14 protein-coding genes and 1 pseudogene are annotated in these 16,634 nt (G+C 59.3%); 11 read left to right on the forward strand and 4 right to left on the reverse strand.

Annotation, left to right across the window (positions count from 1 at the left end; translation table 11 throughout):
- Nucleotides 1-81 precede the first annotated feature (81 nt).
- Complete coding sequence (locus AB4O41_RS13285) at nucleotides 82-1,575, reverse strand: CoA-acylating methylmalonate-semialdehyde dehydrogenase (protein ID WP_460148022.1); 1,494 nt, start codon at nucleotides 1,573-1,575, stop codon at nucleotides 82-84.
- Nucleotides 1,576-1,654: 79 nt separating this feature from the next.
- On the reverse strand, nucleotides 1,655-3,004 hold the full coding sequence (gene aptA, locus AB4O41_RS13290; RefSeq protein WP_030128382.1) for an omega-aminotransferase AptA: 1,350 nt from the start codon (nucleotides 3,002-3,004) through the stop codon (nucleotides 1,655-1,657).
- 139 nt (nucleotides 3,005-3,143) lie between these two features.
- On the opposite strand from aptA, the gene AB4O41_RS13295 reads away from it, so the two are divergent.
- From AB4O41_RS13295 to AB4O41_RS13320, 6 genes and pseudogenes are all read left to right on the forward strand, one after another.
- Nucleotides 3,144-4,064, forward strand: a complete 921-nt coding sequence (locus AB4O41_RS13295) for a LysR family transcriptional regulator (RefSeq protein ID WP_008006295.1) — start codon at nucleotides 3,144-3,146, stop codon at nucleotides 4,062-4,064.
- A 197-nt stretch (nucleotides 4,065-4,261) separates the two neighbouring features.
- A complete protein-coding gene (locus tag AB4O41_RS13300; protein ID WP_460148023.1) occupies nucleotides 4,262-4,912 on the forward strand; it encodes a TetR/AcrR family transcriptional regulator in 651 nt (216 codons plus the stop codon).
- A 7-nt stretch (nucleotides 4,913-4,919) separates the two neighbouring features.
- Nucleotides 4,920-5,501 (forward strand): IMPACT family protein, encoded by a 582-nt coding sequence (locus AB4O41_RS13305; protein ID WP_460148024.1) that lies wholly within the window; start codon nucleotides 4,920-4,922, stop codon nucleotides 5,499-5,501.
- A gap of 586 nt (nucleotides 5,502-6,087) precedes the next feature.
- A complete protein-coding gene (locus AB4O41_RS13310; RefSeq protein WP_460148026.1) occupies nucleotides 6,088-7,653 on the forward strand; it encodes an ABC transporter ATP-binding protein in 1,566 nt (521 codons plus the stop codon).
- A gap of 11 nt (nucleotides 7,654-7,664) precedes the next feature.
- Nucleotides 7,665-8,769: pseudogene (locus tag AB4O41_RS13315) on the forward strand (ABC transporter permease).
- On the forward strand, nucleotides 8,769-9,695 hold the full coding sequence (locus tag AB4O41_RS13320; protein WP_038978830.1) for an ABC transporter permease: 927 nt from the start codon (nucleotides 8,769-8,771) through the stop codon (nucleotides 9,693-9,695). The pseudogene AB4O41_RS13315 and the gene AB4O41_RS13320 overlap by 1 nt, the downstream one beginning before the upstream one ends.
- 67 nt (nucleotides 9,696-9,762) lie before the next feature.
- Here the strand turns inward: AB4O41_RS13320 and AB4O41_RS13325 are convergent, their stop codons facing one another.
- Complete coding sequence (locus AB4O41_RS13325; protein WP_460148027.1) at nucleotides 9,763-10,185, reverse strand: hypothetical protein; 423 nt, start codon at nucleotides 10,183-10,185, stop codon at nucleotides 9,763-9,765.
- Nucleotides 10,186-10,267: 82 nt separating this feature from the next.
- On the opposite strand from AB4O41_RS13325, the gene AB4O41_RS13330 reads away from it, so the two are divergent.
- The 3 genes from AB4O41_RS13330 to AB4O41_RS13340 all read left to right on the forward strand — a co-directional run bounded on the left by AB4O41_RS13330 (nucleotide 10,268) and on the right by AB4O41_RS13340 (nucleotide 12,972).
- Nucleotides 10,268-10,633: a MerR family transcriptional regulator gene (locus AB4O41_RS13330; protein ID WP_460148028.1), complete on the forward strand. Its 366-nt coding sequence runs from the start codon at nucleotides 10,268-10,270 to the stop codon at nucleotides 10,631-10,633.
- A gap of 25 nt (nucleotides 10,634-10,658) precedes the next feature.
- Nucleotides 10,659-11,345: an SDR family oxidoreductase gene (locus AB4O41_RS13335; protein WP_460148029.1), complete on the forward strand. Its 687-nt coding sequence runs from the start codon at nucleotides 10,659-10,661 to the stop codon at nucleotides 11,343-11,345.
- 268 nt (nucleotides 11,346-11,613) lie between these two features.
- Entirely contained in the window at nucleotides 11,614-12,972 is a 1,359-nt protein-coding gene (locus AB4O41_RS13340) for an 8-oxoguanine deaminase (RefSeq protein WP_460148030.1), read from the forward strand.
- Between the two features lie 120 nt (nucleotides 12,973-13,092).
- Here AB4O41_RS13340 and AB4O41_RS13345 read toward each other — a convergent pair whose 3' ends face one another.
- Nucleotides 13,093-14,181, reverse strand: coding sequence for a calcium:cation antiporter (locus AB4O41_RS13345; protein WP_460148031.1), 1,089 nt, complete (start codon nucleotides 14,179-14,181; stop codon nucleotides 13,093-13,095).
- A 299-nt stretch (nucleotides 14,182-14,480) separates the two neighbouring features.
- Between AB4O41_RS13345 and AB4O41_RS13350 the strand changes: the two genes are divergently transcribed.
- Nucleotides 14,481-15,563 (forward strand): BMP family ABC transporter substrate-binding protein, encoded by a 1,083-nt coding sequence (locus tag AB4O41_RS13350; RefSeq protein ID WP_460148033.1) that lies wholly within the window; start codon nucleotides 14,481-14,483, stop codon nucleotides 15,561-15,563.
- A gap of 74 nt (nucleotides 15,564-15,637) precedes the next feature.
- Entirely contained in the window at nucleotides 15,638-16,603 is a 966-nt protein-coding gene (locus AB4O41_RS13355; RefSeq protein WP_460148035.1) for a 2-oxoglutarate and iron-dependent oxygenase domain-containing protein, read from the forward strand.
- The last annotated feature ends 31 nt before the right edge of the window (nucleotides 16,604-16,634 follow it).

The following is a 16,634-nucleotide window of genomic DNA, read 5'->3' on the forward strand; positions in this document are numbered from 1 at the left end:
TTTCACATTTCTGTCATATAACTCCAAAAAGCCCGAAAACACGAAGGCCGACCTCAAGAGGTCGGCCTTCTGCCCTTCTACTTACAAGCTAGGGAATGCGAACTGCGAAGCCTCATGGCTCGCTCGTTGCGGCCAGCGCTGGGTAATAGCCTTGCGACGAGTGTAGAAACGCACGCCATCCGGACCATACGCATGCAGATCGCCAAACAGTGAACGCTTCCAGCCGCCAAAGCTGTGATAAGCCACTGGCACCGGCAAAGGCACGTTGACGCCGACCATGCCCACTTCAATCTCATCGCAGAACAACCGCGCCGCTTCACCATCACGCGTGAAGATACAGGTGCCGTTGCCATACTCGTGATCGTTGATCAGTTGCATCGCCTCTTCCAGGCTGTTGACCCGGACGACGCACAGTACCGGCCCGAAGATCTCTTCTTTATAGATGCGCATCTCTGGCGTGACGTTATCGAACAGGCAACCGCCCAGGAAGAAACCTTCTTCATGACCAGCCACGCTCAGACCACGACCATCCACCACCAAGGTTGCACCTGCTGAAACGCCGTCTTCTATATAGCCACTGACTTTATCCCGAGCCTGACCGGAAACCAGCGGCCCCATATCCAGGCCGCAGGTCGTACCGGCACCGATTTTCAACGCTTTGACCTGTGGAACCAGTTTGGCCACCAGCGCATCAGCCACCTGGTCGCCGACGCAGACGGCCACCGAGATTGCCATACAGCGCTCACCGCACGAACCGTACGCCGCGCCCATCAGTGCGCTGACTGCGTTATCCAGATCCGCATCCGGCATCAATACCGCGTGGTTCTTCGCCCCGCCCAGCGCCTGGACGCGTTTGCCGCGCTTGGTGCCTTCGGCGTAAATGTATTCGGCAATCGGCGTCGAACCGACAAAGCTCAGCGCTTTGACTTCCGGCGCTTCAATCAAGGCATCCACCGCAGCCTTGTCGCCATGCACCACACTCAGCACGCCTTTCGGCAGGCCGGCTTCCAACAGCAGCTGAGCAATCAGCAGCGTCGAGCTTGGATCGCGCTCGGACGGTTTCAGAATAAAGCAGTTGCCGCAGACGATTGCCAACGGATACATCCACAGCGGCACCATGGCCGGGAAGTTGAACGGAGTAATACCGGCCACCACGCCCAATGGCTGGAAATCCGACCAGGCATCAATGTTCGGCCCGACGTTACGGCTGTATTCGCCCTTGAGAATTTCCGGTGCAGCACAGGCGAACTCGACGTTCTCGATCCCGCGCTTCAATTCACCGGCCGCATCTTCCAGAGTCTTGCCGTGTTCTTCGCTGATCAGCTGGGCAATGCGGGCTTCGTTCTGTTCCAGCAGTTGCTTGAAGCGGAACATCACCTGAGCACGCTTGGCCGGCGGAGTGTTACGCCAGGCCGGGAACGCAGCTTTGGCCGAGTCGATGGCTTTTTGAATGGTTTCACGGCTGGCCAATGGCAGCTTGCGGATCGCCTGACCGGTGGACGGGTTGAACACGTCGGCCGTACGACCGTCTTCGGTCACCAGTTCGCCATTGATCAAATGCGGGATAAGGCTCATACAGGGCTCCTGAAAAAGTTGTCCACCGGCGCCCTTCAAAGGGCGCCTTTCTTTCTATTAGAGGGAATAGAGGGAAAAATCAGTCGATCTTGTTCAGCACTTCGCCGACCGCGTCGAACAGACGATCGAGGTCTTGCGGCTTGCTGTTGAAGGTTGGGCCGAACTGCAGGGTGTCACCGCCGAAGCGCACATAGAACCCGGCCTTCCACAGAGCCATGCCGGCTTCGAATGGACGCACGATGGCATCGCCGTCGCGAGGCGCAATCTGGATGGCACCGGCCAACCCGTAGTTACGAATGTCGATAACGTTCTTGCTGCCCTTCAAACCGTGCAACGCATTTTCGAAATGCGGCGCCACTTCCGCCACGCTCTGCACCAGGTTTTCCTTTTGCAGCAGGTCGAGTGCTGCCAGGCCCGCAGCGCAAGCCACCGGGTGTGCGGAATAGGTGTAGCCGTGCGGGAATTCCACCGCGTACTCCGGCGTCGCCTGGTTCATGAAGGTTTGATAGATCTCGGAGCTGGCAATCACTGCGCCCATCGGGATCGCGCCGTTGGTGACTTGCTTGGCAATGCACATCAGGTCAGGAGTCACGCCGAAACTGTCGGCGCCGAACATCGAACCGGTACGGCCGAACCCGGTGATCACTTCGTCGAACACCAGCAGGATATTGTGCTGATCGCAGATCTCGCGCAGACGCTTGAGGTAACCCTGCGGCGGAACCAGTACGCCAGCGGAACCGGCCATTGGCTCGACGAATACCGCAGCAATGTTCGAGGCATCGTGCAACTCGATCAACTTGAGCAGTTCATCGGCCAGGGCGATACCACCTTGCTCCGGCATCCCACGGGAAAATGCATTGCTCGCCAGCAAAGTGTGCGGCAGGTGATCGACGTCCATCATCGCCTGACCGAACAGTTTGCGGTTGCCGTTCACGCCGCCGAGGCTGGTGCCGGCGATGTTCACGCCGTGATAACCACGAGCACGACCGATCATTTTGGTTTTGGTGGCCTGACCTTTCAGACGCCAGTAAGCACGCACCATTTTCACCGCCGTGTCTGCACACTCGGAACCCGAGTCGGTGAAGAACACGTGATTCAGATTGCCCGGCGTCAGGTCGGTGATTTTCTCGGCCAACTGGAACGACAGCGGATGCCCGTACTGGAATCCCGGCGAATAATCGAGGGTGCCCAATTGCTTGGCCACGGCTTCCTGGATTTCCTTGCGGGTGTGTCCGGCGCCGCAGGTCCACAGCCCCGAGAGCGAATCGTAGACCTTGCGGCCCTTGTCGTCTGTCAGCCAACTGCCCTCGGCAGCCACGATCAGTCGCGGATCGCGCTGGAAATTGCGGTTCGCGGTGTAGGGCATCCAGTGAGCATCGAGCTTGAGCTGGCTGGCCAGGGAAGTCGGGGCGTTTTCAGGCACGTTCATGGGCAAAACCTCGCAGGGCAATAAGCGGCGTGGAGATGAAAAGCTTTCTTGCAGCTAAATTGCCACGGAGATAAAGTCGGTGAAATCCAACTTTTCTAACCTTCAGTCAGCCCGCTACTAAACTTTGAGTAACCAAAGCATGAGCAGCCGTCGTCCCGATCCGCTGGCGCAAGTCAGTGACTTTGATATCCGCCTGTTGCGGATTTTTCGCAGCGTCGTGGAATGCGGCGGCTTCTCCGCGGCAGAATCGGTGCTGGGAATCGGTCGCTCGGCGATCAGCCAGCAGATGAGCGATCTGGAGCAACGCCTCGGCCTGCGTTTGTGCCAACGCGGTCGCGCCGGTTTTTCCCTGACCGAAGAAGGCCGCGAGGTTTATCAATCTGCGTTGCAACTATTAAGTGCGCTGGAAAGTTTCCGCACTGAGGTTAATGGCCTCCATCAACACTTGCGCGGTGAGTTGACCATTGGCCTGACCGACAACCTGGTCACCCTGCCCCACATGCGCATTACTCACGCCCTGGCGCAGTTGAAGGAGCGTGGTCCGGACGTGCAGATCCAGATCCGCATGATCGCGCCCAATGAAGTTGAACAAGGCGTGCTCGACGGTCGCTTGCACGTCGGCGTGGTGCCGCAAGCCAGCGCGCTATCGGGGCTGGAATATCAGCCGCTCTACAGCGAACGCTCGCTGCTGTATTGCGCGGTCGGCCATCCGCTGTTTTATGTCGACGACAAACAACTGGACGATGAACGCCTCAATAGCCAGGACGCCATCGCCCCGACCTTCCGTTTGCCCGCCGAGATTCAGGCCCACTATCAGGCGCTCAATTGCACCGCCAGTGCGTCGGATCGCGAAGGCATGGCATTTCTGATTCTGACCGGGCGCTACATCGGTTATCTGCCGGATCATTACGCCAGCCTCTGGGTGCAGCAGGGCCGATTGCGTGCGCTGAAACCCAAGGCGCGTTTTTATGACCTGAGCCTGGCATCGGTCACACGCAAGGGCCGTCGCCCCCACTTGGTGCTGGAGAGTTTTCTGGAGAGTCTGGCGGCGACGCGTTGAGAACTTGTGGGAGCGAGCTTGCTCGCGAAGAGGGAGTGTCAGTCGATATTTATGCAACTGACACACCGCCTTCGCGAGCAAGCCCGCTCCCACAGGGATTATGGTGTTCAGGTTTTATCGCAACAGGACTTGTCTGACGCCTGCGGGTGCGCTATCAACGCATCTGGTTGCACCCATTTACTTGTTCGGAAGTGCCTATGACCTTTGAAGTCCCAGCCCACGGCGGCAAACCCGCCAGCCGCATTCGTCAGAAGAACGAAGAGACCATCATCAAAGCCGCCGAAGACGAGTTCGCCCGTCACGGGTTCAAAGGCACCAGCATGAACACCATCGCGCAGAATGCCGAATTGCCCAAAGCGAATCTGCATTACTACTTCACCAACAAACTCGGTTTGTACGTGGCGGTGCTGAGTAACATTCTTGAATTGTGGGACAGCACTTTCAATACCCTGACCGTCGAGGATGATCCGGCAGAAGCATTGACCCGATACATCCGCGCAAAAATGGAATTCTCCCGGCGTCGGCCACAGGCTTCGCGGCTCTTCGCCATGGAGGTCATCAGTGGCGGCGAATGCCTGAGCGCGCATTTCAACCAGGACTATCGCACCTGGTTTCAGGGCCGGGCTGCAGTGTTTCAGGCGTGGATCGACGCCGGCAAAATGGACCCGGTCGACCCGGTGCACCTGATCTTCCTGCTGTGGGGCAGCACCCAGCATTACGCCGATTTTGCCACGCAGATCTGCCGCGTCACCGGGCGCACCAAGTTGACCAAGCAAGACATGGAAGACGCCGGCAACAACCTGATCCGCATCATTCTCAAAGGCTGCGGCCTGACGCCTGCTATCTAAGACACTTATGCCTTTCACCCTCATTGGTTTTTGCGAATACCGCGAAGAGATTCGCAAAAGCCGCTTCATCGCCCTCGCCGGACCAATCACTAGCGCAGCGGATGCTCAAGCGTTCATCGAGCAGCACAGTGACTTGAACGCCTCGCACAATTGCTGGGCCTGGAAACTCGGCGATCAATACCGCAGCAATGATGATGGAGAACCCGGCGGCACCGCTGGCCGGCCGATTCTGGCAGCGATCGAAGCGCAAGATTGCGATCAGGTCGCGGTGCTGGTGATCCGCTGGTATGGCGGCATTCAACTGGGCACCGGCGGCCTCGCCCGGGCCTATGGCGGCGGTGCCAACAAATGCCTGCAAGGGGCGCCGAAGGTCGAGCTGATTAGCCGGGTGCCGATCAGTTGTGCCTGTGCGTTTGGCGAGTTGGCGCTGGTGAAGCTTCGGTTAGCGGAACTGGGCGGTTTAGTGGTGGAAGAAATCTTCACGGCCAATGGCGTGGAACTGCAATTGGCGATCGGCGAGGGGCAAATAGAGACCTTGCAGATGCAGCTGGCGGATTTGAGTCGCGGGCGCATTTTGTTGCAGCGATAAAAGATCAAAAAATCAAAAGATCGCAGCCTGCGGCAGCTCTACGCGCCTGTGGGCGCTGCGATCTTTTGGGGCGCTCCGATTTGCCCTGCATTCGATACTTGCCCACATCTGCTGTGCACCCGGCTGTGGATAACCTGAGCACATTCCGCTGTAACCCTTCTGTCATGCGGCTTTGCGGGCTTTGCTCATTTTTCATCCAAATCCCTGGCGACAACATTTATTCCACATAAAAACAATCAGTTAGAGCGGTTTATCGCCATTAGAAGAAAGCCCCTCAGTGCTTATGCCCCTCCAGTCGGCTTGCGCACAAATACTGTGGAACAACCTGTGGATAACCCGTTCATGGCTGGCGCAGCCCCATGTCCGACATAGCTTGCAGGGTATTGCTCGTTTTTTGATCAATTCACCGCGCGCAAAACCAGAGCCTGATCAAAGAACGTGCCCTCAAGTGGTGCCTGATTCGGAATTGGAATATGACGAGGCACCGTCCACAACCCCTATGCCAGCATGGCCTTGCCGATTTCCTGACTCAATGGCCAGGAAATTGCTTTATCCCAGGCATAACTTCTGTCGACCTGAGCCTGTCATGTCCAACCCCATGCCGATCCCCGATCAAATACCTCGCCTGCAACTGCGCAGAATCAGCAAACGTTACCCCGGTTGCCTGGCCAACGATGCCATCGACTTGAGCATTGCGCCCGGTGAAATCCACGCCCTGCTCGGTGAAAACGGTGCGGGCAAAAGTACCCTGATGAAGATCATCTACGGCGTCACTCACGCCGACTCAGGGGAAATGATCTGGCAGGGCCAGCGCGTGAGCATGCGCAACCCGGCCCAGGCGCGCGGCCTCGGGATTGGCATGGTGTTCCAGCATTTCTCGCTGTTCGAAACCCTGAGCGTGGCGCAGAACATCGCGCTGGCAATGGGCGCGGCGGCGGGTACGCCGAAGCAGCTTGAGCCGAAGATTCGTGAAGTGTCCCTACGCTACGGCATGGCGCTGGAACCGGAGCGACTTGTCCACAGCCTGTCCATCGGCGAGCGTCAACGGGTGGAAATCATTCGCTGCCTGATGCAGGACATCCGCCTGTTGATTCTCGATGAGCCGACGTCGGTACTGACTCCGCAAGAGGCCGACGAATTGTTTGTCACCTTGCGGCGACTGGCGGCCGAGGGCTGCAGCATTCTGTTTATCAGCCACAAACTCGGCGAAGTGCGCGCGTTGTGCCACAGCGCTACGGTGTTGCGCGGCGGTCGAGTGGCTGGGCATTGCGTGCCGGCGGAGTGCTCGGATCGGCAACTGGCGCAGTTGATGGTCGGTGAAGCCGCTGAGCTGATCACCGACTATCCAAAGGTCATGGGGGCTGATGCGTTCTTGAGTGTGACGGGATTGTCCTGGCACAACCCGGACCCGTTCGGCTGCTCTCTGAAGTATATTGATTTCGACGTGCGCAGCGGCGAAATCGTAGGTGTCGCCGGGGTGGCCGGCAATGGTCAGGATGAGTTGCTGGCCTTGCTCAGTGGTGAAGAACGGTTACCCCGCGATGACAGCGCAACGATCAGTTTCGGCGGGCAATCGGTGGCCCATTTGCGCCCGGATGCTCGACGTAAACTTGGCCTGGCATTCGTCCCCGCCGAGCGTCTGGGCCATGGCGCGGTGCCGGAACTGAGCCTGGCAGATAACGCCCTGCTCACCGCGTTTCAACAGGGGCTGGTCAGCAACGGGATGATCCAGCGCGGCAAGGTCGAAGCGCTGGCCGAAGACATCATTCGCCGCTTCGGGGTTAAGACACCTGATGCCCAGGCGCCTGCTCGCAGCCTGTCCGGCGGCAACTTGCAAAAATTCATTCTCGGCCGGGAAATCCTCCAGCAGCCTAAATTGCTGGTGGCCGCGCACCCGACATGGGGCGTGGACGTCGGCGCGGCCGCGACCATTCACCGAGCGTTGATTGCCTTGCGCGATGCTGGCGCGGCGATTCTGGTGATCTCTGAAGACCTCGACGAACTGTTCCAGATCAGCGACCGCCTCGGCGCCCTGTGCGGCGGTCGGTTGTCGCCATTGCAGGCCACCGTCGACACCCGTCTGAGCGACGTCGGCGGCTGGATGGCCGGCCAGTTCGACGCGCCTCAATCACCTGCCCCCGTAGCGCTTTAACGGAGTTTCACATGCTGCTTTCTCTCGAACCCCGTGGCCAGCAATCACGCCTGATGTTGTGGTGCTCGCCATTGCTGGCGGCCGTGTTGACGCTGGGCTGTGGCTCATTGCTGTTTATCGCGCTGGGCCACGATCCATTGCTGACCTTGCACACGTTGCTGATTGCACCGATCAGCGACTTGTACGGCGTCTCCGAATTGTTGGTCAAAGCGCTGCCGATTCTGCTCTGCGCATTGGGCCTGGCGGTGGCGTATCAGGCACGGATCTGGAACATCGGCGCCGAAGGTCAGTTGCTGCTCGGCGCCCTCGCCGGCAGTGCGTTGGCAGTGAACATTATAAATATACAAAGTCGCTGGGCGCTGGTGCTAATCCTGGTGGTCGGCACCTCCGCCGGTGCTGCATGGGCCGGGCTGACGGCATGGTTGCGCACGCGCTTCAACGCCAATGAAATCCTCACCAGCATCATGCTCAATTACATTGCATTGAACCTGCTGCTGTTCTGCGTACACGGGCCGCTGAAGGACCCGGCGGGGTTCAACTTTCCAGAGTCGGCGATGTTCGGCGATGCCAGTCGACTGCCGCTGTTGATGGAGGACGGCCGGGTTCACGCCGGTGTGTATTTCGCCTTACTCGCGCTGGTGGCGGCGTGGGTATTGCTGCAGAAAGCTTTGTCGGCTTCCAGATCAAAGTGCTCGGGCTGGACAAGCGCGCCGCCGGTTTCGTCGGCTTTCGCGAGAAGCGGCTGATCTGGCTGGCGCTGTTGATCAGCGGTGGTTTGGCGGGGCTGGCCGGCGTGTGCGAAGTCACCGGGCCGATCGGTCAATTGGTGCCGCAAGTCTCGCCGGGTTACGGCTATGCGGCGATCACTGTGGCGTTTCTCGGGCGACTGAATCCCATCGGCATTCTGTTTTCCAGCCTGTTGATGGCGCTGCTGTACATCGGCGGCGAGGCGCGCAGATGAGCATGAACCTGCCGCAAGCCATCACTCAATTGTTCCAGGGGATGATGCTGTTTTTCCTGCTGGCCAGTGACGTACTGATTCTCTACCGACCGCGTTTGAACCTGCGCTGGGCTCGCCGTGCACCAACCACCGCCGTACACGCAGGAGCCTTGTGATGGATATCGATCTACTGAGCAATATTTTCTACGCCATGGTCCGCTGCGGTACGCCGTTGTTGCTGGTGGCGCTGGGCGAGCTGATTTGCGAGAAGAGTGGCGTCCTCAATCTCGGGCAGGAAGGCATGATGCTGTTTGGCGCGGTGATCGGTTTTATCGTCGCGCTGAACAGCGGCAATCTCTGGCTCGGCGTATTGCTGGCCATGCTCGCCGGGATGCTGTTGTCGTCGCTGTTTGCCTTGGTAGCACTGGTGTTCAACGCCAATCAAGTGGCGACCGGGTTGGCGCTGACGATCTTCGGCGTGGGCCTGTCGACCTTTGTCGGCGCAGCGTGGGTTGGTAAACCGTTGGCGGGTTTTGAACCAGTGGCGATTCCGTTGTTGAGTGAAATCCCGCTGATTGGACGGATGCTGTTTGCTCAGGATTTGTTGGTGTATCTGTCGTTCGCGCTGTTCACGTTAGTGGCCTGGGTGATTCTGAAAAGTCGCGTCGGGTTGATTATTCAGGCAGTCGGCGAAAACCCGGACGCGGCCAGCGCCATGGGCTTGCCGGTGTTGCGCGTGCGCACGCTGGCGGTGCTGTTTGGCGGCGCGATGGCGGGGTTGGCCGGGGCTTATTTGTCCTTGGCCTACACGCCGATGTGGGCGGAAAACATGAGCGCCGGTCGTGGCTGGATTGCCTTGGCGCTGGTGGTGTTTGCCAGTTGGCGGGTGTGGCGATTACTGCTCGGGGCGTATCTGTTCGGGCTCGCCAGCATCCTGCATTTGGTAGCGCAGGGGTTGGGGCTGGCGATTCCGTCGAGCCTGCTGGCGATGCTGCCGTATGTCGCGACCATCGTGGTGTTGGTGCTGCTGTCCCGGGATGCCGTGCGCACACGGTTGTATGCGCCGGTTTCGTTGGGGCAGCCGTGGCAGGCCGGGCATTAAGCGGTGACCGGGCGGGCCTCTTCGCGAGCAAGCCCGCTCCCACAGTAGATCTCCAGTGTTCACGCGGTCAGTGTGGGAGCGGGCTTGCTCGCGAAGGCTGCCTGACAGGCAACACCTGAGCCACGCCCCACGCCAATTCAAAGACCAAGAAAACAACCAGCAATGAACTGGCGCCGTGGAACAACGCATAAGCCTGCCAAGCCGAAAACAGAAACCTCCCCACCGCGTCATACCGCCCAAACATCTGCTGCGGATCACGAATCCGCAGCACCGCCCACACGCATACAATCGAACCCAACAGATTCGCCATCAGCATATGCACCGGCTCGAACGGCGGTAGCTCGCCAGGCAAATTGAAAGTCTGACTCAGGCTCAACAACACGCCATGCAACGCCGCAAAACTCCACGGTGTCACAAAAGCAGCGGTCACGATCAGGTCGTACCACGCACTGCCACGCACCAATTGACGATATTGCGTTGAAGTCCACATCCGTCTTGCTCCATAAATTCAGGGAGCAACAAGGCTAAAGCCTGGAGTATGCTCCAGGGTCAAGCCCTCTCGAGACATCAAGATGCGCATCGGTGAATTAGCCCAGGCCAGCGCCGTCAGCCGCGACACATTGCGCTTTTACGAGCAGCGCGGATTGATCGCCGCACAACGCAGCGCCAATGGTTATCGCGACTATCCGGCGGAGATGGTGCAATTGGTGCTGTACATCAAGACGGCTCAGCGGCTGGGCTTTACCCTTGGCGAGATCGGCAGCAGCGTCGCCGCGCTGTGGCAGGCGCCCGACCCAGCCAATGCCGTTACCCGGCTGCTGCAAGACAAACTCAACCTGATCGAAACCCGCATAGCCGAACTCGATGTCTTGCGTCAGGAACTGCAACATCGGCTCGGTCAACATTGTCCTTTAAGTCAGTATCCATTGAATCCGTGATTCTCATCCATCAAGGAAGCCATTCATGTCCAAGGCAAAAACCGCACTCATCATCGGTGCCTCCCGGGGCTTGGGCCTCGGTCTGGTGAAAACCCTGTTGGCCGACGGCTGGCAAGTCACCGCCACCGTGCGCAACCCGCAGAGCGCCGAAGCCTTGCAAGCGTTGGGCAAGGTGCGAGTCGAAAAACTCGACATGGACGATCAGCAAGCGGTCATCGCCCTGAACCAACAACTCAAGGGTGAAGTGTTCGACCTGTTGTTCGTGAATGCCGGGGTCAAGGGGCCGGAGGTCCAGACGCCCGGGGGCGCGACCTTGGCCGAGGTGGGTCAGCTGTTCTTCACCAACGCCGTGGCGCCGATCAATCTGGCCCAGCGTTTCGTCGGGCAGATTCGTGACGGCAGTGGCGTGCTGGCATTCATGAGTTCGGTGCTGGGCAGTGTGACCATGCCCGACGCGCCGGAGCTGGCGCTGTACAAGGCCAGCAAAGCGGCGCTGAACTCCATGACCAACAGCTTCGTCACACAATTGGGCGAACAGAAACTCACCGTGCTGTCGCTGCATCCGGGTTGGGTGAAGACTGATATGGGCGGTGAAGGCGCGGACATTGATGTGGAAACCAGTACGCGCGGGCTGATCGATCAGGTGAATGCGTATGCCGGCAAGGGCGGGCATCATTTTGTGAATTACCGGGGTGAGACCATTCCCTGGTAACACCACATTCCCCTGTGGGAGCGAGCCTGCTCGCGATAGCGGTCTGACATTCAAAATTAATGCTGAATGCAATGGCCCCATCGTCGGAACGCCGCCCGGAGCCGGCTCGCTCCCACAGGGGTTTCGCGTTGTCCTGTCGGACCGGGCTTGCCCGCGAAGCTTTTTTGTTCGAAACTCCGCACCTCGCCCCCGTGGCGACCCTGGATCAGCAGACAGGGCAACACTGAGCTGGCAACCCTGAACCCAACTTTCAGAGGAGCCGGCCACCATGCCTGCGACCCGTACCTGGTTAAAAAATCCCCTCGCCATTTTCACGGCCAACGCGCTCGATGCCCGTGGCGGTCTGGTGCTGCAAGACGGTTTAATCGTCGAAGTGCTCGGCACCGGCCAGCAACCCTCCGCGCCCTGTGACCAGATTTTCGATGCGCGCGAACACGTGATCCTGCCGGGGCTAATCAACACCCATCACCACTTCTATCAAACCCTGACCCGTGCCTGGGCACCCGTGGTTAATCAGCCATTGTTCCCGTGGCTGAAAACCCTGTATCCGGTCTGGGCTCGTCTCACCCCTGAAAAACTTGCCCTCGCCACCAAAGTCGCGTTGGCCGAGTTGCTGCTGTCCGGTTGCACCACCGCCGCCGATCACCATTACCTGTTTCCGGAAGGCCTGGAAAACGCGATCGATGTGCAGGTCGAGAGTGTTCGCGAACTGGGCATGCGCGCCATGCTCACTCGCGGTTCCATGAGCCTTGGCGAAAAAGACGGCGGACTGCCACCGCAGCAAACCGTCCAGCAAGGTGAAGTGATCCTCGATGATAGCCAACGTTTGATTGCCGCATACCACGAGCGCGGCGATGGGGCGCAGATTCAAATCGCTCTGGCGCCGTGCTCACCGTTCTCGGTGACCCCGGAAATCATGTCCGCCAGCGCCAAACTGGCGAACACCCTCGACGTGCGCCTGCACACGCACCTGGCAGAAACCCTCGATGAAGAAGATTTCTGCCTGCAACGTTTCGGCCTGCGCACCGTGGATTATCTGGACAGCGTCGGCTGGCTCGGCCCGCGCACGTGGCTGGCCCACGGTATTCATTTCAACCCCGACGAAATCGCCCGTCTCGGCGCGGCCGGCACGGGTATTTGCCATTGCCCGAGTTCGAACATGCGCCTGGCCTCCGGCATTTGCCCGACGCTGGACCTGACCGCTGCGGGTGCGCTGCTGGGTCTGGGCGTGGACGGTTCGGCGTCCAACGATGCGTCGAACATGATCCTCGAAACCCGTCAGGCGCTGTACATCCAGCGGCTGCGTTATGGCGCGGAAAAGATTACACCGGAGTTGGTACTGGGGTGGGCGACCAAGGGCTCGGCGAATTTGCTCGGGCGCAGCGATATCGGTGAACTGGCGGTGGGCAAGCAAGCGGATCTGGCGCTGTTCAAGCTCGATGAGCTGCGCTTCTCCGGCAGCCATGATCCGGTGTCGGCGCTGCTGCTGTGCGGCGCGGATCGGGCAGACCGGGTGATGGTCGGCGGCAAATGGCGGGTGATCGATGGACAGGTGGAGGGGCTGGATCTGAAAGGGTTGATTGCCGATCATAGCCAGGCGGCTCGGCAGTTGATCAGCGACGTCTGATACGACACCCGTCCCATGTGGGAGCGAGCCTGCTCGCGATGACGGAGTGTCCGCCGGATCGATGGTGCCTGACATACCGCTATCGCGAGCAGCCTCGCTCCCACAGTGGCTTGTGGTGTTTCAGAGACCCAACAACGACAACATGATGAACGTCGCAAACAGCACAAAGTGGGTCATGCCTTCGATGGCGTTGGTTTCTCCGTCATTGAGGTTGATCGCGCTGACGATCAGGGTGATGAAGATCATCACGGTTTGCACCGGAGTCATCGCCATCTGAAATGGCTGGCCAGTGTAGAGCGCCATCGCTTCCATCACCGGCACCGTCAGGATCACCGTCGACAGCGACGCTCCCATGGCGATGTTGACGACCGACTGCATGCGGTTCGCCAGTGCCGCCCGCAACGCGGTCAGAATCTCCGGCGCCGCGGAAATTGCCGCCACCAGAATCGCCGTGACCACCGGCGGCGCGCCTGTTCCTTCCAGGCCCAGATCGAGGGTCTTGGACATGACTTCGGCCAATGCGCCGATCACCACCACGCCAAACACCAACGTGCCGACGCTCAACGCCAGATTGATCGGTTCGGGCTCTTCGTCCGGTTCCTTCCTGCGACGTTTTTCCGGGTAGCTGTAGCTGAAGAAATAACTGTGCGGCCCAACCTGCATGCGCAGGAACAAAGCGTAGAGCACAACCATCGCGCCGATGGTGAAGGCTGAATAGAGTTTCCAGTTGGCCTCGGGAATGAACTCCGGCACCACCATCGAAACGCCCATGGCGGTGAGAATCATCGCGCTGTAGCTGCGCGCCGAGTCATCGTTGTAAGACTGTTCGCCATGCTTGAGCCCACCCAACAACGCGGCCAGGCCGAGAATGCCGTTGATGTCGAGCATCACCGCTGAATAAATCGTGTCACGAACCAGCGTTTTTGAGGCTTCGTTGCTCATCATGATCGCCAGGATCACCACTTCCACCAATACCGCTGCCAGGGTCAGGATCATCGTGCCGTAAGGGTCGCCGACTTTTTCAGCGAGCAGTTCGGCTTGATGGGCGACGCGCATAGAGGCGGCGACGATGAACACGATCAGCACCAGGCCCGCAGTCAGTGCGATGGTCTGGCCGCTGTGCAGCAGCCAGTGCTCCATCGGGTAAGCGACGAAGGCGGCGATCAGGGCCAGCAGCAGAAACTTTTCTTGCTTGATGAGTGTGAGCATCGTGGGCCTTTTTTCCGATCGGAGCGAAATCGGCGTGATGAGCTACTGACTGCGGGGCGGCGCCAACGTTTCGTTACACCTTAGCGCACCAGTGGATGGCAGTTGCGCATGACCATGCACTTTTATCAGCCTCGCGGGCCTCTTCGCGGGCAAGCCCGCTCCCACAGGATTTGCGCAGGTCATGTAGGAGCGAGGCTTGCCCGCGAAGGCCGTTACGCGATTTCGATCCATTTGTTGTCCTGTTGGTCAGTAATTTGCATTGCCCTCCTCCATCTCACAACAAAATGGAGTTCCAGTTCATGCATAAACGTCCGTTGAAGCAGCTGCTTTGCGCTGTCGCCGCAGCCATCGGTCTGAGCGCCAGCCTGACCGCCAGTGCTGCCGACCCGCTGAAAGTCGGCTTCGTCTACATCGGCCCGATCGGTGACCACGGCTGGACATATCAGCATGAACAGGGACGCAAGGCGCTGGCGGAGAAGTTCGGCGAGCAGATCACCACCAATTATGTGGAGAACGTTGCCGAGGGCGCCGATGCCGAGCGGGTGATCCGCAATATGGCCAAGGACAAGTACGACCTGATCTTCACCACGTCTTTCGGCTACATGAACCCGACCCTGAAAGTCGCCAAGCAATTTCCCAAGGTGACCTTCGAACACGCCACTGGCTACAAGCAGGACAAGAACCTTGGCACTTACCTGGCACGCACTTATGAGGGCCGCTACGTCGGCGGTTTCCTTGCGGCGAAGATGACCAAGACCAAGAAAATCGGCTACGTTGCTTCCTTCCCGATTCCAGAAGTGATCCGCGACATCAATGCCATTCAACTGGCCCTGAACAAGTACAACCCGGGCACCGAGATCAAAGTGGTGTGGGTCAATTCCTGGTTCGATCCGGGCAAGGAAGCTGACGCCGCCAACGCGCTGATCGACCAGGGCGTGGACGTGGTGTTCCAGCACACCGACAGCCCCGCACCGATCCAGGCGGCCGAACGGCGTGGCGTGTACGCCGTAGGTTATGCATCGGACATGGCGCACTTCGGGCCGAAAGCGGTGCTGACGTCTATCGTCAATGACTGGGGGCCGCATTACATTCAGGCGACCCAGAGCGTGCTCGACCACACATGGAAATCCCAGGATTACTGGGGCGGTCTGAAGGAAGGCACGGTAGAGCTGCCGATCAGCGACCTGGTGCCGGCTGCGGTAAAAACCGAAGCCGAGCAGATCATTGCCGACATCAAGAGCGGTGCGTTGCATCCGTTCACCGGGCCGATCAAGGACCAGGCCGGCGTGGAGAAAATCCCGGCGGGCGCGACGGCAACCAATGCGCAGCTGGCGTCGATGAACTACTACGTCGAAGGCATGAAGGCCGAGATACCGAAGTGACTTAGTCAGACACGAAACCCTGTGGGAGCAGGCTCGCTCCCACAATGGATTTTCAGCGTTTTTAAGGACTGCGCATGAACCAACTGCCGATCATCGACATCAGCCCGCTCTACAGCGCTGATCAAAGCGCCTGGCAATCGATCGCCACACAAATCGACCACGCCTGTCGCGAATGGGGCTTTTTCTATATCAAGGGCCACCCGATCGCCCCGTCGCGTATCGCCGCAGTGCTCGAGCATGCCCAACGTTTCTTCGCCCTGCCCTCCGCCGAAAAACTCAAGATCGACATCACCCAGACCCGCCACCACCGCGGCTATGGCGCCATCGCCACCGAGCAACTCGACCCGAGCAAGCCCAGCGATCTGAAAGAAACCTTCGACATGGGCCAGCACCTGCCGGCTGATCATCCCGAGGTTATTGCGGAGAAACCCTTGCGCGGTCCCAACCGTCATCCGTCGATGCCCGGCTGGGAATCGCTGATGGAGCAACACTACGTCGACATGCAGGCGCTCGCTCAAACCCTTTTGCGGGCCATGACTCTGGCGCTGGGCATCGAGCGTGATTTCTTCGATACCCGCTTCAAAGAACCGGTCAGCGTGCTGCGGATGATTCATTACCCGCCGCGCCACACTGCCAGCACCGAAGATCAGCAAGGTGCCGGCGCTCACACCGATTACGGTTGCATCACCCTGCTCTACCAGGATGCCGCTGGCGGACTGCAAGTGCGCAACGTGCAGGGCGAATGGATCGATGCGCCGCCGATCGAAGGCACGTTCGTGGTCAACCTCGGCGACATGATGGCTCGCTGGAGCAACGACCGTTACCTGTCGACGCCGCATCGGGTGATCAGCCCGCTGGGGGTGGATCGGTACTCGATGCCGTTCTTTGCCGAACCGCACCCCGACACGCCCATCGAATGCCTGCCCGGTTGCCAGGACGAACGGCATCCGGCGAAATATCCTGCCACCACCTGCGCCGAGTTCCTGCTGTCGCGCTTTGCCGATACCTACGCCTATCGACGGGAACAGGAAGCCGTGTAATGAACCGGCTGGTCAGGTTTTGCTCATTGTT

This window comes from Pseudomonas sp. S2_A02 (genome assembly GCF_054668495.1).

Bases quoted from the DNA above. Each gene is read 5' to 3' on its own strand.
- AB4O41_RS13300 (WP_460148023.1), top strand. From the start codon at position 4,262: ATGACCTTTGAAGTCCCAGCCCACGGCGGCAAACCCGCCAGCCGCATT.
- aptA (WP_030128382.1), bottom strand. From the start codon at position 3,004: ATGAACGTGCCTGAAAACGCCCCGACTTCCCTGGCCAGCCAGCTCAAG.
- AB4O41_RS13325 (WP_460148027.1), bottom strand. From the start codon at position 10,185: ATGTGGACTTCAACGCAATATCGTCAATTGGTGCGTGGCAGTGCGTGG.
- AB4O41_RS13335 (WP_460148029.1), top strand. From the start codon at position 10,659: ATGTCCAAGGCAAAAACCGCACTCATCATCGGTGCCTCCCGGGGCTTG.
- AB4O41_RS13350 (WP_460148033.1), top strand. From the start codon at position 14,481: ATGCATAAACGTCCGTTGAAGCAGCTGCTTTGCGCTGTCGCCGCAGCC.
- AB4O41_RS13340 (WP_460148030.1), top strand. From the start codon at position 11,614: ATGCCTGCGACCCGTACCTGGTTAAAAAATCCCCTCGCCATTTTCACG.
- AB4O41_RS13305 (WP_460148024.1), top strand. From the start codon at position 4,920: ATGCCTTTCACCCTCATTGGTTTTTGCGAATACCGCGAAGAGATTCGC.
- AB4O41_RS13330 (WP_460148028.1), top strand. From the start codon at position 10,268: ATGCGCATCGGTGAATTAGCCCAGGCCAGCGCCGTCAGCCGCGACACA.
- AB4O41_RS13295 (WP_008006295.1), top strand. From the start codon at position 3,144: ATGAGCAGCCGTCGTCCCGATCCGCTGGCGCAAGTCAGTGACTTTGAT.
- AB4O41_RS13320 (WP_038978830.1), top strand. From the start codon at position 8,769: ATGGATATCGATCTACTGAGCAATATTTTCTACGCCATGGTCCGCTGC.
- AB4O41_RS13285 (WP_460148022.1), bottom strand. From the start codon at position 1,575: ATGAGCCTTATCCCGCATTTGATCAATGGCGAACTGGTGACCGAAGAC.
- AB4O41_RS13355 (WP_460148035.1), top strand. From the start codon at position 15,638: ATGAACCAACTGCCGATCATCGACATCAGCCCGCTCTACAGCGCTGAT.
- AB4O41_RS13345 (WP_460148031.1), bottom strand. From the start codon at position 14,181: ATGCTCACACTCATCAAGCAAGAAAAGTTTCTGCTGCTGGCCCTGATC.
- AB4O41_RS13310 (WP_460148026.1), top strand. From the start codon at position 6,088: ATGTCCAACCCCATGCCGATCCCCGATCAAATACCTCGCCTGCAACTG.